Source organism: Rahnella aquatilis CIP 78.65 = ATCC 33071, from assembly GCF_000241955.1.
GTDB classification, from domain to species: Bacteria; Pseudomonadota; Gammaproteobacteria; order Enterobacterales; family Enterobacteriaceae; genus Rahnella; species Rahnella aquatilis.
In genome coordinates this window covers 299,340-320,888 of record NC_016818.1, presented here as the reverse complement: position 1 = coordinate 320,888, position 21,549 = coordinate 299,340, and the positions used below count along the sequence as shown (strand labels likewise).

The following is a 21,549-nucleotide window of genomic DNA, read 5'->3' as shown; positions in this document are numbered from 1 at the left end:
CCGCCTCCGGGCGGCGTTGTCATCTGCCTCAGAGAATATTGTTTATGGATTACCTTCCCCTTTTTTGTCAGTTAAAAAACAGAGCCTGTTTACTGGTCGGTGCCGGTGATGTTGCCGAGCGTAAGGCGCGTCTGCTGCTGGAAGCTGGCGCAAAACTGACGGTGAACGCGCTTACGTTTACGCCGCAATTTCAGATCTGGGCAGAGGAAGGCAAAGTCCGCCTGTTACGCGGTGAATTCTCTCCGCTGCTGGTGGATGAAAAATGGCTGGTGATCGCCGCGACCGATTCCGATCTGGTGAATCAGGAAGTCAGCGAAGCCGCAGATCACCGTCGCGTGTTCTGCAATGTGGTCGATGCACCGGAAAGTGCAAGCGTGATCATGCCGTCGATCATTGACCGTTCTCCGCTGATGATCGCGGTGTCTTCCGGCGGCAATGCGCCGGTGCTGGCACGTTTGCTACGCGAACGTCTGGAGTCCATTCTGCCGCAGCATCTGGGCAAACTGGCGCAGATCGCGGGCGGATTGCGGGCGCGGGTCAAAACACATTTTCCTGATGCCTCTGAGCGCCGTCGCTGGTGGGAGAAGCTGTTTAATCATCATCGTCTGGCGCAATCTCTGGCGAACAATGACGACGCACAAAGCCAGGAATATCTTGAAGAATTATTCCGTGAACCCGTGGATAAACAGGGTGAAGTTATTCTGGTCGGCGCCGGACCCGGCGATGCCGGATTACTGACGCTTAAAGGCTTGCAGCAGATGCAACTGGCCGACGTAGTGGTTTATGACCGCCTGGTTTCCGACGGTGTGCTGAATCTGGTACGTCGTGACGCGGAGCGGATTTTCGTGGGCAAACGCGCCGGACACCATTGTGTGCCGCAGGAACGCATCAACGAAATCCTGCTGGAACAGGCGCAAATGGGCAAGCGCGTCGTCCGCCTGAAAGGGGGCGATCCCTTTATCTTTGGTCGTGGCGGCGAAGAACTTGAAGCACTGAAAGCCGCAGGCATCCCTTTTTCTGTAGTGCCGGGCATCACCGCGGCCTCCGGTTGTTCCGCTTACAGCGGCATTCCGCTGACCCACCGCGACCACGCGCAAAGCGTGCGGCTGATCACCGGCCATGCGAAGCAGGACGGAATTTTAGACTGGGCCTGCATGGCGCAACCCCAGCAAACACTGGTGTTTTATATGGGGCTCACGCAGGCCGGCGAGATCCAGCGTAATTTGCTGGAAAACGGTCTGACAGCAGAAACGCCTGTCGCGCTGGTAGAAAACGGCACCAGCCAGCAGCAACGTGTAGTGACAGGGAAGCTCACAGAGCTCGAAAGTCTGGCGAAAAAGGTGCAAAGCCCCAGTCTGATTATTGTCGGCAGCGTGGTGAGCTTGCGTCAGCAACTCAACTGGTTTGCCAGCGAAACCCTGACGGTATAACAGGATTGAGCGTACCGGTTTCATGAGACTTTGAAAGCAAAAAACCACGTCCGGAGACGTGGTTTTGATTTAGAGACCAAACCAGAAATCAGGGAAGAGTAACGAAACCAATAGCTTCGTAGGCCTTCTTCAGCGTCACGCTGGCACGGGCGCGGGCTTTTTCAGCCCCTTCTTTCATCACCTCTTGCAGGTAAGCTTCGTCACTGCGGAAACGGTTAAAACGTTCCTGCACTTCGGTCAGCATGCCTGAAACCGCTTCAGCAACCGCGCCTTTCAGATGACCATACATCTGGCCTTCAAATTCGGCTTCCAGCTCAGGAATGGCTTTACCGGTCACACCAGAGAGGATATCCAGCAGGTTAGAAACGCCCGGCTTATTTTTAATATCATAACGGATGACAGGCGGCTCTTCAGAATCCGTCATCGCGCTTTTAATCTTTTTAGTCACCGCTTTCGGATCTTCCAGCAGACCGATCACGTTTTTACGGTTGTCATCCGACTTGGACATCTTCTTGGTCGGTTCCTGCAATGACATCACGCGTGCACCGGATTTTGGAATAAACGGCTCTGGCACGGTAAACACATCGCCGTACAATGCGTTGAAACGGCTGGCAATATCACGGCTGAGTTCCAGATGCTGTTTCTGATCTTCACCGACCGGTACCTGATTGGTCTGGTACAGCAGAATATCCGCCGCCATCAGCACCGGATAATCAAACAGGCCAGCGGTGATGCTTTCGCTGTTGGAGGTTTCATAGCGCGCTGATTTATCTTTAAACTGCGTCATACGACCCAGCTCACCGAAATAGGTGTAGCAATTCAGCGCCCAGCTTAGCTGGCTGTGTTCAGGAACATGAGACTGCACGAAGATGGTACTTTTCTTCGGATCAATGCCGACCGCCAGATACAGCGCCAGCGTGTCCAGCGTCGCTTTGCGCAGCTTTTCCGCATCCTGACGCACGGTGATCGCGTGCAAATCGACGATGCAGTAAATGCATTCGTAATCGTCCTGCATTTTGACCCATTGACGCAGCGCACCCATGTAGTTGCCAATGGTCAATTCGCCTGAGGGCTGTGCGCCACTAAATACGATGGGTTTACTCATTTTATGCTTCCTGATCTTTTAAAGATAACAGCCCTAAAGTGGGCAAAAGGTCGGCGAAATTATCCAGTACGCGATCGGGTTTGGTCAGCGCGATAGTTTCACCATAGTTATAGCCGTAAGTCATGCCCACACACGGACAACCAGCGGCCTGCGCAGCATGAATATCATTGCGGGAATCACCGACAAAAACCATTTCACTGGCACGCAATCCGAGCAGTGCCAGGGTCATGTAGACCGGTGCCGGATGCGGTTTTTTCGCCACCACATCGTCGCCGCCAATCACGACCGTGAAATAGCTGTCGATACCCAACGATTGCAGCAAAGGCGCAATGAATGGCGTGGGTTTGTTGGTGACCAGCCCCATTGGCAAGCCGGCAGCGGCCAGTGCGGCCAGCGTCTCTTTGACTTGCGGGTATAAACGGCTGCCACCTGCGGCGGTATCGGCATAATAGTGATCGAATTTATCACGCACGCTTTGCAGAAACTCTGGCGACAAATCGCCTTCGGCCCAGCGAACGGCGCGTTCAACCATGACGTCAGCACCATTGCCAATCCAGGTACTGAGACGTTCAACACCGGCAGCTGGCAATCCAAAATCCTGCAACGCCAGATCCATCGCTTCAGAGAGACCCGGCGCGCTGTCGACCAGCGTACCGTCGAGATCAAAACCCAAACCGCGGGCGGCGAGGATGTCAGTCATGGGAGACCTTAGCCAGTTCACTGCGCATATGGTCAATCACCGTACGGTAATCCGGCTGATTGAAGATAGCGGAACCGGCGACAAACATATCTGCACCGGCAGCGGCGATTTCGCCGATATTTTCGGCTTTCACACCACCGTCTACTTCCAGACGAATGTCATAACCGCTGGCATCAATAATCTTGCGAACCTGACGCAGTTTATCCAGTGTGCCCGGAATAAACGACTGCCCGCCGAAACCCGGATTCACCGACATCAGCAGGATCACATCGAGTTTATCCATCACGTATTCGAGATAGCTCAGGGAAGTTGCCGGGTTAAACACCAGACCGGCTTTACAGCCATGGCTTTTAATCAGTTGCAGTGAGCGGTCAACATGCTCGGACGCTTCGGGATGGAAAGTAATGTAAGAGGCACCGGCTTCGGCAAAATCCGGGATGAGACGATCGACCGGTTTCACCATCAGATGAACATCAATTGGCGCGGTAATGCCATAGTTACGCAGCGATTTAAGAATGGCCGGCCCCATCGTCAGATTGGGGACGTAATGGTTATCCATCACATCAAAATGGACCACATCTCCGCCCGCTTCCAGGGCTTTCGCTGTATCTTCACCCAGACGGGCAAAATCAGCAGACAGAATGGACGGTGCAATCAAAAACTGTTTCATCCGCTTCTCCAAACGATAGGTTTACCCGCTGATCACCGGTTGGCCGGTAATCAGCGATATAGCGCTAAAAGTTCATTCACCATGCTGCGCTGGGCAACTTTACTGCTGATAGTACGGCGTGCTGACACACGGTGCAGCTGCTTCGCCTGTGCGTACCATTCCAGCGTAAGTGGTGTTTCGTGGTTGGAAATCAGCACCGGCACATCGTTCTCATTGGAAAGCTGATACGCCAGACGAGCCAGATTGCGCTGATCATCCATGCTAAAACTGTTGGTGTGGTACGCCGTAAAATTTGCTGTCGCAGAAAGCGGGGCATAAGGCGGATCACAATAAACCACCGAGCCAGACTGCGCTTTCAGCAATGTGTCCTGATAATGCTCACACACGAATACTGCGTGCTTCGCTTTTTCAGCAAACCAGTAGAGTTCTTCTTCAGGGAAATACGGCTTTTTATAACGCCCGAAAGGCACATTAAACGCGCCACTGAGATTATAACGACAGAGGCCGTTGTAACAATGGCGGTTGAGATAGAGGAAAAGTACCGAACGACGATAAGTATCGCTGCTGGCATTAAACTCAGCCCTCAGGACGTAAAAACGATCCGATTCGTTAAACTCTGGCGTGAACAGCACCCGAGCATCACGCACGAACTCTTCAGTGCGTGTCTTCACAATGTTGTAGAGATTGATCAGATCGCTGTTGATATCCGCAAGAATATAAGCGTCATACTCGGTATTCAAAAATACCGAGCCCGCGCCAACAAAAGGCTCAATCAGACAATCTCCCACCGGAAGATGACGTCTGATGTCATCAATCAGCGGGTATTTGCCGCCAGCCCACTTCAAAAACGCGCGGTTCTTCTTCATGCCGTCAGTTAGCTACTTATACAATTCACAGCCGCGGATTGTATCCTGTTTTTAGACAGCAAATCGCGTTGAGATCAGTTTCATTTTTTCAGGTCTTGCTGTACCTGGTGTACAGGTTTGACCCACGGTTTTTTCGCCTGAACTTCCGCAGGCAAGCTGGAAATAGCACGTTTGGCTTCTGCAGAAGAAGCGTAGTTACCACTCACCAGGACAAACCACGGCTTCCCGTCGCGGGCAGTCTGATAAACCAGATAATTTTTCAGGCCCTGCTGTTTTGCAAACGCATTCAGCGTATTGGACTGAGAAGCACCGCTCAGTTGCAGGGTAAAGTGCGTACCTGGCGCAGACTTAATGGCAGACGTACTGCCAGAAGCTGTGGCCGGTGCAGATGCAACCGGAGCAGATGACGCGGAAGATTTAGTCGCTGGCGTTTTCGCTGTATGCGATGCCGTTGCCGATGTCTTATGCTCAGCCGGTTTCGAGGTATGAGCTGGCTGCACATTACGTGAAGACTGTGCCGGGCGTGTATGGGTCGCTGATGGCTGAGAACCTGCCGGTGCCTGAGTACGCGCGGAACCATTGACGGTTGCAGGTGCGGTCGGCAAAGAAGTCAGTGACTGAGCCGCAGGTGCCATGCTGCCTTGTGCCACGCCATCTACCTGATTTTGCTGGGAAGAGAGCGCATCGCTCATATCACCCGGCAAATCGACACGTTCTTTCGCCTGACCATTATCCGGAACAGGCTGGGCTTCAGTAGGTGTCGGCGAAACTGGCGGTAAACCGATACTCTTCGGTTGCTGACTATCAGCAGGCTGTTGACCGTCTACGGCTTGCGCAGTATTGGCCTGAGCCTGGGCAGAAGGCTGAGCAGGTGCCGCAGCATCGTTACCCGCGAGACTAATGTCTTTCGGACCGTTAGTCTGCTGAACCGTCTGGCTGGAGGAAGGTGACTTCATGGCTGAGCCGATACCCACAATCAGTAAGACCAGCACCACAATACCGATGCCGATCATCACGTACTGACGGGATACAGCGACTTTTGGAATGGAAGGAGACGGTTTGCGCGCGCGCGGTGGGCGGCGATCGCTGGTGTCTGGTTTGAGATCGTCTTCCGGTGTTAAATCATCCATCTAAAACCTCCAACCCGGCAAAAGCCTCAAGAGGCTTTACGCGGAGCAACTATCCTGACTAAAAATATAAAGCTTTGCTGGCAAACGTAAAATCGGTCGTTATCTGGCCATCATTATGGCCACAGTCTTAACGGCAATCTTCAATCGAAGCCAGCACCATTTCATGCGATACGCCGGAGCGTACTTCAGACTGACCAATTGCTTTCGGTAAAACCAGACGCAGCTCGCCAGCCAGTACTTTCTTATCACGCATCATGTGCGGCAGATAAGACTGCGCGGCCATAACTTCGGGGCCCGTCACAGGTAAACCCGCGCGGGTCAACAGGGCTTTCACCCGGGCGATATCACCCAGACTGAACTGCCCCAGGCGATGAGCCGTATAACAGGCCATCACCATACCGGCTGCCACAGCTTCACCATGTAACCAGTTACCGTAACCCATTTCTGCTTCAATAGCATGGCCGTAAGTATGGCCCAGATTCAGCAAGGCGCGCAGTCCGTTTTCACGTTCATCGGCAGCCACAACCTCGGCTTTCAGCTCGCAGCAACGACGGATGCAATACGCCAGCGCATTCATATCCAGCGCCAGTAAAGCGTCCATGTTGTCTTCGAGCCACATAAAGAAATCAGCATCCAAAATAATGCCGTATTTGATAACTTCCGCGAGACCCGATGACATTTCACGGGCAGGCAGAGTTCGCAGACAGTCGAGATCAACCACCACCGACGCAGGCTGATAAAACGCGCCGATCATGTTTTTTCCGAGAGGATGGTTTACCGCCGTTTTACCGCCAACGGAGGAATCAACCTGAGAAAGCAGCGTGGTTGGCACCTGAACAAAGCGCACACCGCGCTGATAACTGGCTGCAGCGAAGCCGGTTAAATCACCGACAACGCCACCACCAAGGGCGATCAGCGTCGTATCACGTCCGTGCGGCTTTTCGAGCAGCGCGGAGAACACATCATTGAGAACAGTCAGGGATTTGTATTGTTCACCATCAGGCAAAATCACCTGATCAACACGAACGCCTGCCTGCTCCAGCACTGAACGAATAGCATCCAGATAGAGAGGGGCAAGGGTTTCGTTGGTCACTATCATGACCTGATCGCCTGCCTTTACCGGCATAAAAGAAGCCGGATCGTGGAACAATCCGGCAGCAATCGTAATGGGGTAGCTACGCTCCCCTAACGTTACGGTAATCCTCTCCATGTCGTGCTCTGTGACCTTCTTTAACTGACACCCTCAGGCAATGATGGACACCAATAATCAGTTACTTTCCAGCATATTGATAATCTGGTTAGCAACGACTTTGGCACTTTGATCATCGGTACGAATAGTGACGTCGGCAATCTCTTCATACAAAGGATTGCGCTCTCTCGCCAGTGCTTCAAGCACTTCACGTGGCGGAGCACTCACTTGTAATAATGGACGTTTTTTGTCGCGTTGTGTACGCGCCAGTTGTTTTTCGATGGTAGTTTCAAGATAGACGACAACGCCACGCGCTGACAAACGGTTACGGGTTTCACGTGATTTCACGGAACCGCCACCTGTCGCCAGAACAATGCCTTGTTTTTCGGTCAGTTCGTTGATCACTTTTTCTTCGCGGTCGCGGAATCCGTCTTCGCCTTCCAAATCAAATACCCAGCCCACATCAGCTCCGGTACGTCGCTCAATTTCGTGATCGGAGTCGAAAAACTCCATATTGAGTTGCTGAGCTAACTGTCGACCAATAGTGCTTTTGCCGGCACCCATAGGCCCAACCAGAAAGATATTGCGTTTCTCTGCCATGTTTTTCGGTATTACTAAGACAATTCGTTGATGATAACCCGCCCCGCCAATCAAATTAGCGGCGGGACCTAAACTGAAACCTCATGAGCGATATAGTGCGAGATCAGAAAAAAATTATCTCAACACTCTTGGTAGTTTGGCAACCGAATAAATCACTTTGCACGCCGCAGGAGGGAAACCGTACGTTTTTATCGGCGTGTCTGTCGTAATAAAAAGATCACGGTGCTCAATTCGGTAACCCTTGTAAGCTAAATCGACGGCAGCGTCAAACCCAGAAGCCTCTTGCGACACAAAAAGTTGCAAGTGCTCAACGTTATTGTGCGATTTACGTGAAGTCAGAATACCCATTTAACGGGTGAGGATTAAGGTCGGGGTGATGAAAATCACCAACTCACGCCGCTGTTCATTGGTGTACTGGTGTTTAAACAAGGAACCGACCCCAGGAATGTCGCCCAGAACAGGAACTTTCGTGTCCGTTTTTTGGGTTTTACGCTGGAATATCCCGCCGAGTACGATAGTTTCCCCGTCTTTTACTGTGACCTGAGTTTTTATTTCCTGTTTATCGATCGCCAGCGCCTCACCTTCGGACTGCTTGATACTTCGCCCCGGCATGTTCTGGCTAATCTGCAACGCCAGCTGAATATGGCCATTACGCTGAATTTTCGGCGTGACTTCCATTCCCAGCACCGCTTCTTTGAATTCAATCGACGTGCTGCCACTCGCCCCGCTGGAAACCTGATACGGGATTTCTGTTCCCTGTTTAATACTGGCAGTCTGCATATGCGCCGTCAGCAGCCGTGGACTGGCAATAATATCGACCTTATCTTCCTGTTCAAGCGCCGTCAGTTCGAGATCCAAAATCCTCCCGCTGATGTGTGCAAGGTTGAAACCGGCAGTAAATATCGGATTTTCGACCGGCATTCCCATACTGAAATTGTTCATGCGCACCGCTTTTGTAATGGGTTCCTCACCGGTAAACCCCCAGCGCACACCAAGTTCGCGCAGGCTTTCGCTGTTCATTGTGACGATATGCGCCGCCAGCTGGACCTGCTGGAGGGGTAAGTCCATTTCCTTTACCCAAGGCGCTACCACATCCAGCGCCACCTGCGTGTCACGTAATAATAGGGTGTTGGTGCGGGTATCTGCGGAAGCATTACCTTTTTGCGATAACAACGAGCCTTTCTGGGCATTCAGGCTAAGCGCCGTCTCTTTCGCATCTGCGTATTGCAAAGGAACGGTGAGGCTGATTAGCGGACTTTGCAGCGCCTGCTGGTCGGCTGCATCTTTCATCCGCTGTTGTACAATCTGCGGGTCTTCTTCAGGCGACACCAATAAAACGTTTCCCTGCAACTGGCTGGTGAGATGGTTCATTTGCAGAATAATGTCGAGCGCCTGCTGCCACGGCACCTCTTTGAGTTTGACACTCATCAGCCCTTCCAGACCCGGCGCAGTGACCAGATTGAGCTGTCGGGAATCTGCCAGCGCCTGCAATACCAAACCGACCGGCGAGGACTGAAACTCCAGCGAAATCAGCGGTGGCGCATCGGCTTTCACCGGGCTGAGGCATAAACACAGCAAAAACAGTACAATCTGCTTATTAACGTATTTCATTATTTTCCTTTCCCTGGAGAATCGTTGCCTTTACCCAGGCTGATAATCTGGCGCTGTGCACCGCAACGGGCATCACTGAGGCTGAGTTCAACCTGCGAGCTGCTGAGCGCTTCAACCGTCCATTGCGGTGCCCCAAAGCGTGAACCTGTTTCGACTTTATTCCAGCGCCCCTGTGGTGAAAGCAGCCAGCCATAACGTTGCCCTCCGGCATCTGAAATCCCGCTAAGCAACCATTCAGATAACGGAGAAACATCTGCACAGGCCGGTGTCTGTGGCGCACGAAAGGGATCACGTACGGCTTTCGCCGCAACGGCACCGTTAACAAACACCCCCGCTTGCACGGTTTGTGTCAGTACTACTGATGCTTTCATCCCGGCATCACCGGTGGTATGCAGATTCAGCTCGCTGAAAGCAGGCTGTTCGGGGCGTTGCAACAGCGCATAAAGAAAATGCATCAGCCCGGTAAAAGTCACCTGCAATTGCAATTCACCCTGCGGTTCTTGTTTCGGGGGGGAAACGGGCTGCCAGCGGATCAGCACGGCCTGGGCGTCTTGCAGCGGCCCGGCAAACTCTTGCTCCAGCGGCAGGCTTTCGCGCCGCAATATCGCGTTACCGGCCAGTTCCTGCTCCAGCCTTTCCAGCGGAATCATGCGCATTAGCGCCATCTGATCCCGGGAAAGGGTCTGCCGTGCGGTATCAATCTCCCGTTTCAGTGTTTCCTGTTGCTGCCATAATCCACGCAATACGCACTGATACAGCGTGAGCACCAGAACCAGTAAGCATGCAGTCAGAATGAACACACGCTGCCAGCCGGGTTTCTCCATCAGCGGATCAATATGCTCTGATAGAAAACCGGTCACTGTGATACTCCCGGCGCAGGCAGTGCCCTTTCAGAGCGAAACTGCGTTTTCATCACAAAGCTCAGATTGTGGTTGGGTTGTTGCTGTACAGCAGAAAGACTGACTTTGCTGAGCAATTCTCCTGCTGACAGTATTTCGCTTAATGCCAGAATATCGTGATACAACCGTCCCTCGCCTTTTAACGTCAGCATTCCCTGATGTTCTGTCAGCTCAGTCAGCCAGAGTTCTTCGGGCATCTTTAACGCGAGTAACTCCAGCAATTGCAGATAGTCCCGGCTCTGCAGCACTCGCTGATGGCTTAAAAGACGCGTTTCAGCCAAAACCTTCACCTGCGCCGATGCGACATCCACACGACGCTGTTGAAGCATAATCTTTTGAATACCCGAATTTAGCGCTGACAGTTTCACCTGCAATAGCGTCCGTTCCTGCACAATGAAAGCGGCCAGAAGCCAGGCACAGACCACCACTGATAGCGGAACCGAAACGAAAATCTTCAGCCAGTTACGCATCCGCTTTTGACGGCGCAGCTTTCGCCACGGTAATAAATTGACCTGTAGCATCAGTTATCCGCCTGACGAATAGCCAGCCCGACGGCGGGCGCAAATGCACCGGGATTCGCAGGCAGAGGCGCGGACAATTGCACGATCGCGCTTAATGGCGACCAGCATTGCATTGCCGCAAATGACGATTCGCCACTGAATTCGCCACTGAAATAGTCCTCGGCATGGCATAACGCGGCCGCGCGATACTGTGTACGGATCTTCTGAGAAACAGCGGTTTCAGTCACGACCTCTGCGTGATCCAGCAAACCAAACTGGAACGGCAGGCTGTGCGGTGAAGCCCAGAGAAAAGCGTCGTCAAGAGGATGGATCAACAACGCATCACCCGGAACGCCGGCAGCACAGGCCGCCATCTGAAGTGCGCAGGGGGCCAGCTCAATAGCATCCGGGAACAACCGTGCCTGCGCCATGCATTGCACCCACTGTTCAATTTCCTGCTGCCTTGCCGCCGTTACCACCAGTTGATTATCACCATGAGGGTCGGCCCGGTAATCCATCACCAGATGTTCCATGCCCAGGGGAAACTGTTTTGCGGCGTTAGCGAAGATAAACGCACTGCGCTGCGGCTCCCCCAAACGGGTATCGGGAGCAACCATTCGCTGTTGCATAATTCGTTGTGCAGGAAGGCTTATTCGTAATGAAAAAGCCGTCGGCAGCGTTTTTCGCCAGCACGATAAAATGGCGATCAGCGGCGCGGTCTCATGTAATATCCCCTCCCGCAATGTGAAAGGAGGCAAAGGATGCTGCCACCAGTGACGTAATTGCCAGCCATGACGCCGCCGCTGAACGGCGATCGCACGGGCAAAACCGGCTTGAATATCCAGACCTACCTGCCATGCTTGTAGTCGCATTTTCGCCCAATCTCCATATCGTCAGGTAAATAAAAGAACGTATCCATGTTGCTGGCTTGCCTTTATACTACCGCGCGGTTGTTTATAAACTGCCCAATTGACACTTAATGGGAAATCTCAGGTGAAGTTCGTAAAGTATTTATTGATTCTTGCAGTGTGTTGCATTTTGCTGGGAGCCGCCTCGATCTTCGGTTTGTATAAATATATCGAGCCTCAGTTACCCGACGTCGCCACGCTTAAAGACGTGCGCTTGCAGACACCGATGCAGGTTTTCAGTGCCGAGGGTGATTTAATCGCCCAATATGGTGAAAAACGCCGTATCCCACTGAAACTCGACCAGATCCCACCGGAACTGGTGCATGCGTTTATCGCGACCGAAGACAGTCGTTTCTATGAACATCACGGCGTGGACCCGATCGGTATTTTCCGTGCGGCTTCCGTTGCGCTGGTGTCCGGTCACGCCTCACAGGGCGCGAGTACCATTACGCAGCAGTTGGCGCGTAATTTCTTCCTGAGCCCTGAACGCACGCTGACCCGTAAAATTAAGGAAGCATTTCTGGCTATCCGCATTGAGCAGATGATGTCCAAAGATGAAATCCTTGAGCTGTATCTGAATAAGATCTATCTCGGTTACCGCGCTTATGGCGTGGGTGCCGCTGCGCAGGTTTACTTCGGGAAAAATGTCAGCCAACTGACGCTCAGTGAAATGGCGGTGATTGCCGGTCTGCCAAAAGCACCGTCAACCTTTAATCCGCTGTATTCTCACGATCGTTCTCTGGCGCGTCGCAACACCGTACTGGCGCGTATGCTGGATGAGAAATACATCACGCAGGCCCAGTACGATCAGGCGCGTGCCGAGCCGCTGGTGGCGAATTATCATGCTCCACATATCGAGTTTTCTGCGCCGTATCTGACCGAAATGGTGCGTCAGGAGATGGTGAAACGTTATGGCGACAACGCTTATAACGATGGCTACATGGTTTACACCACCATCACCAAGAAAACCCAGCTGGCCGCGCAGGAAGCCCTGCGCACCAACGTACTGAATTACGATATGCGCCACGGCTACCGCGGCCCGTCAAATCAGTTATGGAAAGTGGGTGAACCGGCGTGGGATCAGGACAAGATTGTTCAGTCGCTGAAAACCCTGCCAGTGTATGGCCCGCTGTTCCCGGCCGTTATCACCGCAACGGATGATGCTCAGGCGACGGCAACCATGTCTAACCGTGCGGTTATCAGCCTTCCGTTCAGCGGCATGCGCTGGGCACGACCATACCGTAACGACAATGCTCAGGGCCCGACCCCGAAAAAAGTGACTGACGTGGTGCGCCCTGGTCAGCAAGTTTGGGTGCGTAAAGTGGGGGATGACTGGTGGCTGGCGCAGGTGCCTGACGTCAACTCAGCCATCGTTTCACTCAATCCAAACGACGGTGCCATTGAAGCACTGGTCGGCGGTTTCGATTTCAACCAGAGTAAGTTTAACCGCGCCAATCAGGCGGTTCGTCAGCTCGGTTCAAACATCAAGCCGTTCCTGTACACTGCAGCCATGGACAAAGGCCTGACGCTGGCGACCATCCTCAATGACATGCCAATCACCCGCTGGGATGCCGGTGCCGGTACCGACTGGCGTCCGAAGAACTCCCCGCCAACGTATTATGGTCCTATCCGCCTGCGTCAGGGGCTGGGTGAATCCAAGAACGTGGTGATGGTACGTGCTATGCGTGCGATGGGAGTGGATTACGCGGCTGAATATCTGCAGCGTTTTGGCTTCCCGGCGGCGAACATTGTTCATTCCGAGTCGCTGGCGTTGGGTTCTGCTTCATTCACGCCGTTACAGGTTGTGCGCGGTTACGCCACACTGACCAACGGCGGTTATCTGGTTGACCCGTATTTCATCACCAAAATCGTGGATGAGTCCGGTCAGGTTCAGTTTGAAGCCAAACCTAAAATCGCCTGCCGTACCTGTAACATTCCGGTGATTTATGGGGATACGCAGAAATCGGCCGTGCTGTCGGATGACAATGTAGAAAACGTTGCCACGTCCGCCATCAATAACAATACCAGTGTGCCCACGCCACAACTTGAGCAGGTTCCGCCGAATTCGCCGCAGGTTGATGCCGCACAGCAATACGCACCACATGTGATCAGTACTCCTCTGTCATTCCTGATCAGTGATGCACTGAACTCCAACATCTTCGGGGAACCGGGCTGGATGGGGACGGGCTGGCGCGCAGGACGCGACCTGAAACGTCATGACATTGGCGGCAAAACCGGGACAACCAACAGCTCGAAAGATGCCTGGTTCTCCGGATATGGCCCTGACGTCGTGACGTCAGTCTGGATTGGCTTTGATGATCACCGCCGTGATTTGGGCCGTTCGACGGCTTCCGGTGTGATCCCGGATCAAATCTCCGGTGCTGAAGGCGGTGCGAAAAGTGCTCAGCCAGCCTGGGATGATTACATGAAAGCCGTGCTGGAGGGTGTGCCGGAACAGCCACAGACCCCACCTCCTGGCATTGTGACGGTCACTATCGATAAGGGTACCGGTAAACTTTCTGACGGCGGTGGTAACAGTCGTCCGGAATACTTTATCGACGGGACTCAGCCGACAGAACATGCCGTGCATGAAGTCGGGACAACCATCATGGATAACGGCCAGGAACACGAACTGTTCTGATGCCTGAGTAATAAAGCAAAAAGCCGGTCTGCGTAATGCACGACCGGCTTTTTTAATGATGTTTTATCGCGGTTCAGCGGGCGTTGCGCATCAGAAAATCATGCGCCAGAAATAACGCACTCACATTGCGGGCTTCGCAAAAATCCGGATGCTGCAACAGTTCCATCATGCGTGACACCGGCCAGCGCGTTTGCGGCAAAGGTTCCGGCTCATCACCTTCCAGACTTTTCATATACAAATCTTTGGCAATGACGATATTCATGCGACTTGAGAAGTAAGAAGGCGCCATGGTCAGTTTTGCCAGCACGTCGAAGTGCCGCGCACCGTAGCCCACCTCTTCCATCAGTTCGCGGTTCGCCGCTTCAAGCACGCCTTCACCGGGATCAATCAGTCCCTTAGGGAACCCCAGCTCATAGCTTTCAATCCCTACGGCATATTCCTGAATTAACAGCAGCTCATTATCAATGATTGGCACAATCATCACCGCTTCGCGATCGGAAGGACGCATGCGTTCATACACACGTTCAGCGCCGTTGCTGAATGTCAGATCAACAGATTCGATGGTGAATAATCGCGAACGGGCCACGGTTTCCACCTTCGTGATTTTCGGTTTTTGCAGGTGTTGTGTCATCTCATCCCCAACTTATTATTCACCTGAGCAGAGGTGTTCTAATGGGTTCGGTTGTCTGTTCAAAGGCCGCTACCGGGAGTCATTGTGCGTTAATGAGCGCCAGCATCGCAATCTTTACTGAAAAACCGTCTTTATTCTGTGTATTTTACGTACAAAATATCGCTGCATAATCGCCGTTAATCGCGTAAAAAAAATACGTTGCCTCATGGCCATCACATTTTTGCTTTAACAAAAACATTCCCACTTCAAAATAGGATTATACCGATACCCGTTGATTCCTAAATACAGGTATCCTCTAGCGTGGTATTTTTATGCACACCATTCAGGCAAATAATAATAAAATTCCTATCAAAAAGGCGCTCATGCGCAGAATGTGCATTTCGTTTATGTATAATACTTTCACAGAGTTGACGTAAGTCACCCACGTCTGAACGGGGATCGGATGAGCACAGTAGTCGTGACACTGGTGTTGTTGTGTATCGCAATTATTGCCACAGCTTCGTATTTTTGGCTTGTATTGCGTCGCCGCCAACGCGACGAGTCCGTCGTGCGTTTCTCCACACCGAGTCAGCGCAAACTCTCCCAGAAAGAACGCGACGCAGTAGAACGTTATCTGCGGCAAAATGAAGGCCTCGGCCAGACGCCGATTACCCACCGCAATAATCTGATTATCCTGCGCGATAAACTGACGCTGACCACTAAAAGCGAAAATGTTTATAGCCTGACCCGCGCGATCACCCGTTATGGTGTGGCGAGCGAAGATCCCAACAAATGGCGTTACTTCCTCGATTCTACTGAAATTCACCTGCCGCCATTCTGGGAGCAATATATTGCTCAGGAAAACCAGGTTGAGCTGATCAAAACGCAGACCCTGCCGCTGGTGATTTCACTCAACGGTCATACACTGACCGAGCACGTTTACGAAGGCCCTGCGCCGGTTTCGGCGGTGATGCCTTCGCAGCCGCAAAATGCGTCTATCCGCCATGAAGAAAGCGAGCATATTGAACTGGTCAAAGTGCGTCGCGAAACGCGTGAAGAGCACGCACTGACCCGTTCGAATGGCGTAAAAGAAGCGCTGGCCGTTTCCGCCATTCTGCTTGTGCTGTTCATCACGCTGCAAAGTCCGGTGATATTTCTGCCCTGGCTGCTGTTAATTTCAGCAGGATTAGCTGCCTGGGTTATCTGGCGATTAGTTTCAGAACGTTTAGGTAAGAATCGTAAGGAGATCCATTGCCTGCGCGGCTTACCGAAACGCTGGGGTTTGTTTGGTGAATCCAAACAAGGTGATATCAGCAATATTTCGCTCGGTGCGGTAGACCTGATTTATCCGCCTCACTGGCAGCCCTATATTGGCCGTGATCTCGGGCAGCCGACGGATGTGGAAGTCTATATGAACAGCCACGTTGTGCGTCAGGGAAGTTATCTGACACTGCACGACGAAGTGAAGAAATTCCCGCTCCAGCTGTGGGGAAGAAATCTGGTGCTCGCCACCAGCGCCTTCCTTTTGCTGCTGGCCTTACTGGTTTATGTGCCGCTTGGCCTGCCACTCAAACTCAGCGTAGCCTGGTTGCAGGGCGCCCAAAGTTCACAGGTTAACAGCGTACAGGAACTGGAAAAGGCGGCCCTGCGCGTCGGCGATACCCTGAAAGTTCAGGGTACCGGCATGTGTTATGTGCCACCGGCAGCCAGCCGTTCTGCATCCGGCTTTATGCCTTTTGACTGTTCCGCGATTTACTGGAATACCGCGACACCGCTGCCGGTACCGCAGTCAGAAATTATTGATGCGGCTACAGCGCTGCAAACGACGGTGAACAACCAACTGCATCCCGGCCAAAATCAGATGCCTGAGCAAAACATTAACCCGCAACTGGCCACCGCTATCGAGAAATCCGGTATGATCCTGCTTGATGATTTCGCGGATATCGTGCTGAAAACCGAAACGCTGTGCGGAAACAGCAACGATTGTGTTCGTCTGAAAAACGCACTGGTGAATCTGGGCAATTCAAGCAACTGGAACTCGCTGGTCAAGCGGGCAAAAGCGGGCACATTGCAGGGGATTAATGTTCTGCTGCGTCCGGTCAGCGCGCAATCACTGAGTGAACTGGTGAATAACGCCACGTCTTCTTTCTTTGTTCAGGAAACCCGTCGTGCCGCGGACAGCCTTAACAGTCCGCCGCCGGGCGGGTTCCTGATCAGCAACGATGAAGGGCGTCAGCTGATTGAAATGCCTGCTCCTCCCGTGGGCGTGTTCGCTAACCCGCCGCAGGAACAGTGGAAACAGCTGCAACAATTATCAACGCTCCTGCTGCATACACCTTTCAGTGCGCAGGGCGTGATCACCAGTATCAGTATCGATGCCAACGGAACCCGTCACATTTCGCTGCACAGCGAGCCGGATATCTCGACGCTCTGGCGCTATCTGGGCACCAGCTTATTGCTGTTGTTGCTGATCGGTGTTCTGGCGGTCAATACCGTGCTGTTTATCCGCCGGTTCATTAAAGATAAGCGCCGGATAGACGATATTCAGCAATATTATAACTCCTGCTTTCATCCCACGCTGATGCCAATGCCCGTGCAAAAACTGGGTTGAAACCACCGGGTGCCTCTGCGCCACCCGGTCAGATTATGCTACCCTGAGCCCTTCCTGGCTTTCACATATTCGCCCCTGCGACTTCTCATCGCCGCAAGGACATGGAGTTTTCATGCCCTCTGATTTTGACTGGCAATGCATCGATACCGTTTTACTCGATATGGACGGCACATTGCTGGATCTGGCTTTTGACAGCCAGTTCTGGTTACAGGATGTCCCGCTTGCTCTCAGTCAGCAGCGTGCGATCCCGCTTGAAAATGCACGCCAGTTAATTCATGACGAATACCTTGCCGTCCAGCACACCATGAACTGGTATTGCTTCGACTACTGGAGCGAAAGGCTGAGTCTGGATATTTACCAGATGACGACAAACATCGGCAAAAATGCGCGTCTTCGTGACGACACGTTGCCCTTTCTGGCTCATTTGCGTGAAAGCGGACGACAGACAATTTTGCTCACCAATGCGCATCCGCACAGCCTTTCCGTTAAAATCGAACATACCGGATTAGATCAGCACCTTGATTTATTACTTTCCACCCACACATTTGGTTATCCGAAGGAAGATCAGCGGTTGTGGTCTGCAGTTCAGCGACAAACGGGCTTTAATCCCGACAGAACCTTATTTGTTGATGACGGTGAACCTATCCTGAATGCGGCAAAAACCTTCGGCATCCGCTATTGTCTGGGTATAGAAAATCCGGATTCAACCATGGCAAATAAGTCATTTGAAGGACATCCTTCCATCAATGACTACCGCAGCCTGTTGCCTGCAATTCACCCCGTAACAGGCCCGGCTAAGTAATACCGGTACGCTCAGGGGAGAAACATGAAAGGTAAAACGGAAGACGACGATAATGCAGTGCGCCTTGATAAATGGCTGTGGGCGGCTCGTTTTTATAAGACCCGCGCGCTGGCACGCGAGATGATTGACGGCGGCAAAGTGCATTACAACGGTCAGCGGGGCAAGCCCAGCAAGCTGATGGAACTGAATGCCGAATTAACATTACGCCAGGGAAATGACACAAAAACGATTATCGTTTTGGGGCTGACCACTCAGCGCCGCAGTGCGGAAGAAGCACAGAAACTGTATCAGGAAACTGAGGCGAGCATTGCCAGCCGGGAAAAAATCGCCGAAGCCCGCAAAATGAATGCGATGCCGCACCCGGACAGACGTCCGGACAAAAAGGAACGCCGCAACCTGATCAAATTTAAATATGGCGATTCTGAATAAATCCAAAGTCATCAGATGAAGGATTAAGGATTTGAGTTCGCTAAACAGAGAGAAAATTATGTCTAATCACGACCAACTGCATCGCTACCTGTTCAGTCATCACGCCGTTCGCGGTGAACTGGTCTCGCTCAAAGAAACTTTCCAGCAGGTTGTTGCCGGGCACGATTATCCGGCAGAAGTACGCAATCTGCTGGGTGAAATGTTGGTGGCGACCAGCCTGCTGACCGCCACCCTGAAATTTGACGGCGATATTACCGTGCAGTTGCAGGGCGATGGTCCGCTGAAACTGGCCGTGATCAACGGTAATAACAAACAGGAACTGCGCGGTGTCGCACGTCTGCAAGGTGACATCACCGAAGGCAGCTCGCTGAAAGAGATGATTGGCAACGGCTACATGGTGATCACTATTTCGCCGACCGTCGGCGAACGTTATCAGGGCGTCGTGGGGCTGGAAGGCGAAAACCTGGCAGAGTGTCTGGAAAACTACTTCATGCAGTCAGAACAGCTGCCAACCCGCATCTTCATCCGTACCGGTGAAGTTGAAGGCCAGCCTGCTGCAGGCGCTATGTTGTTGCAGGTTCTGCCAGCACAGGATACTGATCCGGAAGAGTTCAGCCATCTGGCACAGCTGACCACCACCATCAAAGCGGAAGAGTTGCTGACCCTGCCAGCCAACGAAGTGCTTTACCGTCTGTATCATCAGGAAGAGGTTACTCTGTATGAACCGCAGGACGTCTGCTTCCGTTGCACCTGTTCCCGCGAACGTTGTGCGGCTGCGCTGCTGACCCTGCCGGATGAAGATATTCACGAAATGCTTGAAGCCGATGGCAAAATCGAAATGCACTGCGATTATTGCGGCGCGGACTATGAATTTGATGGAATGGATATGGCGACGCTGAAAGCTGGCGGCGACGTTCATTCCGGAGATGACCACGTTCATTGATCGTTAACACGCGCAGCCTGAGGGACTTTTCACTGAAAAGTCCCTTTTTTATTGCTTATTCATAACCTCATTTGCACACCTTTCGGGTTTTTCATCACAATTCTGGAAAAACATTCACATCTACCGTTATTCTTTGAGACCTGTCGCGGCACAAAAGCGATATATACCTACAATAACCACTGATTTATCCCTATCTACGGGATTCAAGTTCAGCAAGGAGCAGGGAAATGCCTACCACTATCGGGATCACCGCCGAAACACTCTCCCAGTATGGGATCCACCAGAATAGCGAAATTATCTATAACCCTGATTACGAAACTCTTTTTGCAGAAGAGACGGCCCCGGGCCTGGAAGGTTATGAGCGCGGGCAGGTGACAGAGCTTGGTGCAGTGAATGTCGATACCGGCATCTTCACAGGCCGCTCGCCGAAAGATAAATACATCGTCCGTGATGACACCACACGCGATACGCTCTGGTGGGCTGATCAGGGCAAAGGGAAAAATGATAACAAACCGCTGTCGCAGGCAACCTGGACCTCACTGAAAGCACTGGTCAGCAAACAGTTGTCCGGCAAGCGTCTGTTTATCATCGACGCGTTCTGCGGTGCCAATGCCGACTCCCGCCTGAAAGTGCGCTTTATTACGGAAGTCGCCTGGCAGGCGCATTTCGTCAAAAACATGTTTATCCGCCCGGACGACAGCGAACTGGAAAATTTCGAGCCTGATTTCATCGTGATGAACGGCGCGAAATGCACCAATCCGGACTGGCAGAAACAGGGGCTGAATTCTGAAAACTTCATCGCTTTCAATCTGACCGAGCGTATCCAGCTGATCGGCGGCTCGTGGTACGGCGGCGAAATGAAGAAAGGCATGTTCGCAGTCATGAACTATCTGCTGCCATTGCAGGGTATCGCCTCAATGCATTGCTCGGCGAATGTCGGCGAAAAAGGCGATGTGGCGGTGTTCTTTGGTCTTTCCGGTACCGGCAAAACCACGTTATCTACCGATCCGAAGCGTCAGCTTATCGGCGATGATGAGCACGGCTGGGACGATGACGGCGTCTTTAACTTTGAAGGTGGCTGCTATGCCAAAACCATCAAACTGAGCAAAGACGCCGAGCCGGAAATCTTCGGTGCGATAAAACGCGACGCCTTGCTGGAAAACGTGATGGTCAGCGCAGACGGCAAAATCGACTTCAATGACGGCAGCAAAACTGAAAATACCCGCGTCTCCTACCCGATTTATCACATTCAAAATATCGTGAAACCAGTATCGAAAGCCGGTCACGCCAGTAAAGTGATTTTCCTGACAGCCGATGCGTTTGGCGTATTGCCGCCGGTTTCCCGCCTCACCGCCGCGCAAACGCAATACCACTTTCTGTCGGGTTTTACCGCAAAGCTGGCGGGCACTGAGCGCGGCGTCACTGAACCCACGCCAACCTTCTCTGCCTGCTTTGGTGCGGCGTTCCTGATGCTGCATCCGACGCAATATTCCGAAGTGCTGGTGAAACGTATGGAAGCCGCAGGCGCTCAGGCTTATCTGGTGAACACCGGCTGGAATGGCACCGGCAAACGTATTTCGCTGAAAAATACCCGCGCTATTATCGACGCGATCCTCAACGGCACCATTGATGACGCGGAAACCTTTACGTTGCCGCTGTTTAATCTGGCGGTGCCGGTTGAGCTGCCGGGCGTCGACACGCACATTCTGGATCCGCGCAATACTTACGCCAGCCGTGAGCAATGGCAGGAGAAAGCGGAACATCTGGCGCAGCTGTTTATCGATAACTTCGATAAATACACCGATACTCCGGCCGGAGCCGCACTGGTCAGTGCCGGACCGAAACGTTAATTTTCTGGCAATTTCTTCTCAGGCGCGGGCTTCCGCGCCTTTTTTATTGCAACCG

19 protein-coding genes are annotated in these 21,549 nt (G+C 52.5%); 7 read left to right on the top strand and 12 right to left on the bottom strand.

Going from position 1 to position 21,549, the window contains the following annotated elements:
* The first annotated feature begins 44 nt into the window (after window positions 1–44).
* Window positions 45–1,430 (top strand): siroheme synthase CysG, encoded by a 1,386-nt coding sequence (gene cysG, locus RAHAQ2_RS01410; protein WP_014333547.1) that lies wholly within the window; start codon window positions 45–47, stop codon window positions 1,428–1,430.
* Window positions 1,431–1,518: 88 nt separating this feature from the next.
* On the opposite strand, the gene trpS is transcribed toward cysG, so the two are convergent.
* From trpS to pilM, 11 genes are all read right to left on the bottom strand, one after another.
* Complete coding sequence (gene trpS, locus RAHAQ2_RS01405; RefSeq protein WP_014333546.1) at window positions 1,519–2,535, bottom strand: tryptophan--tRNA ligase; 1,017 nt, start codon at window positions 2,533–2,535, stop codon at window positions 1,519–1,521.
* Between the two features lies 1 nt (window position 2,536).
* A complete protein-coding gene (locus RAHAQ2_RS01400) occupies window positions 2,537–3,235 on the bottom strand; it encodes a phosphoglycolate phosphatase (protein WP_014333545.1) in 699 nt (232 codons plus the stop codon).
* Window positions 3,228–3,905, bottom strand: a complete 678-nt coding sequence (gene rpe, locus RAHAQ2_RS01395; protein WP_014333544.1) for a ribulose-phosphate 3-epimerase — start codon at window positions 3,903–3,905, stop codon at window positions 3,228–3,230. The genes RAHAQ2_RS01400 and rpe overlap by 8 nt, the downstream gene beginning before the upstream one ends.
* Window positions 3,906–3,955: 50 nt before the next feature.
* Window positions 3,956–4,771, bottom strand: coding sequence for an adenine-specific DNA-methyltransferase (gene dam / locus RAHAQ2_RS01390; protein WP_014333543.1), 816 nt, complete (start codon window positions 4,769–4,771; stop codon window positions 3,956–3,958).
* Window positions 4,772–4,851: 80 nt separating this feature from the next.
* Window positions 4,852–5,901 (bottom strand): SPOR domain-containing protein, encoded by a 1,050-nt coding sequence (locus tag RAHAQ2_RS01385; RefSeq protein WP_014333542.1) that lies wholly within the window; start codon window positions 5,899–5,901, stop codon window positions 4,852–4,854.
* Window positions 5,902–6,028: 127 nt separating this feature from the next.
* Window positions 6,029–7,111 (bottom strand): 3-dehydroquinate synthase, encoded by a 1,083-nt coding sequence (aroB, locus tag RAHAQ2_RS01380; RefSeq protein ID WP_014333541.1) that lies wholly within the window; start codon window positions 7,109–7,111, stop codon window positions 6,029–6,031.
* Window positions 7,112–7,168: 57 nt separating this feature from the next.
* Entirely contained in the window at window positions 7,169–7,690 is a 522-nt protein-coding gene (aroK, locus tag RAHAQ2_RS01375) for a shikimate kinase AroK (protein WP_014333540.1), read from the bottom strand.
* Between the two features lie 348 nt (window positions 7,691–8,038).
* Window positions 8,039–9,301, bottom strand: coding sequence for a DNA uptake porin HofQ (gene hofQ, locus RAHAQ2_RS01370; RefSeq protein WP_014333539.1), 1,263 nt, complete (start codon window positions 9,299–9,301; stop codon window positions 8,039–8,041).
* Complete coding sequence (locus RAHAQ2_RS01365; protein WP_014333538.1) at window positions 9,301–10,161, bottom strand: DNA utilization family protein; 861 nt, start codon at window positions 10,159–10,161, stop codon at window positions 9,301–9,303. The genes hofQ and RAHAQ2_RS01365 overlap by 1 nt, the downstream gene beginning before the upstream one ends.
* Window positions 10,158–10,721, bottom strand: a complete 564-nt coding sequence (locus RAHAQ2_RS01360; protein ID WP_014333537.1) for a PilN domain-containing protein — start codon at window positions 10,719–10,721, stop codon at window positions 10,158–10,160. Before RAHAQ2_RS01360 ends, RAHAQ2_RS01365 begins: the two co-directional genes overlap by 4 nt.
* On the bottom strand, window positions 10,721–11,572 hold the full coding sequence (gene pilM / locus RAHAQ2_RS01355; protein WP_014333536.1) for a pilus assembly protein PilM: 852 nt from the start codon (window positions 11,570–11,572) through the stop codon (window positions 10,721–10,723). Before pilM ends, RAHAQ2_RS01360 begins: the two co-directional genes overlap by 1 nt.
* Before the next feature lie 121 nt (window positions 11,573–11,693).
* On the opposite strand from pilM, the gene mrcA reads away from it, so the two are divergent.
* The gene (gene mrcA / locus RAHAQ2_RS01350; protein WP_014333535.1) at window positions 11,694–14,249 is read left to right on the top strand and encodes a peptidoglycan glycosyltransferase/peptidoglycan DD-transpeptidase MrcA; all 2,556 of its coding nucleotides are present in this window, start codon (window positions 11,694–11,696) and stop codon (window positions 14,247–14,249) included.
* 73 nt (window positions 14,250–14,322) lie between these two features.
* Here the strand turns inward: mrcA and nudE are convergent, their stop codons facing one another.
* Complete coding sequence (gene nudE, locus RAHAQ2_RS01345; protein ID WP_014333534.1) at window positions 14,323–14,880, bottom strand: ADP compounds hydrolase NudE; 558 nt, start codon at window positions 14,878–14,880, stop codon at window positions 14,323–14,325.
* Window positions 14,881–15,322: 442 nt separating this feature from the next.
* Here nudE and RAHAQ2_RS01340 point away from each other — a divergent pair, with 442 nt between their 5' ends.
* The 5 genes from RAHAQ2_RS01340 to pckA all read left to right on the top strand — a co-directional run bounded on the left by RAHAQ2_RS01340 (window position 15,323) and on the right by pckA (window position 21,494).
* Window positions 15,323–17,470 carry an intracellular growth attenuator family protein gene (locus RAHAQ2_RS01340; protein WP_193785489.1) on the top strand — a complete coding sequence of 716 codons (2,148 nt, stop codon included), beginning with the start codon at window positions 15,323–15,325 and terminating at the stop codon, window positions 17,468–17,470.
* Window positions 17,471–17,582: 112 nt separating this feature from the next.
* The gene (gene yrfG / locus RAHAQ2_RS01335) at window positions 17,583–18,272 is read left to right on the top strand and encodes a GMP/IMP nucleotidase (protein WP_014333532.1); all 690 of its coding nucleotides are present in this window, start codon (window positions 17,583–17,585) and stop codon (window positions 18,270–18,272) included.
* Between the two features lie 24 nt (window positions 18,273–18,296).
* A complete protein-coding gene (hslR, locus tag RAHAQ2_RS01330; RefSeq protein ID WP_014333531.1) occupies window positions 18,297–18,701 on the top strand; it encodes a ribosome-associated heat shock protein Hsp15 in 405 nt (134 codons plus the stop codon).
* Between the two features lie 58 nt (window positions 18,702–18,759).
* Entirely contained in the window at window positions 18,760–19,644 is an 885-nt protein-coding gene (gene hslO / locus RAHAQ2_RS01325; RefSeq protein ID WP_014333530.1) for an Hsp33 family molecular chaperone HslO, read from the top strand.
* Between the two features lie 227 nt (window positions 19,645–19,871).
* Window positions 19,872–21,494 (top strand): phosphoenolpyruvate carboxykinase (ATP), encoded by a 1,623-nt coding sequence (pckA, locus tag RAHAQ2_RS01320; RefSeq protein ID WP_014333529.1) that lies wholly within the window; start codon window positions 19,872–19,874, stop codon window positions 21,492–21,494.
* Window positions 21,495–21,549: the final 55 nt, after the last annotated feature.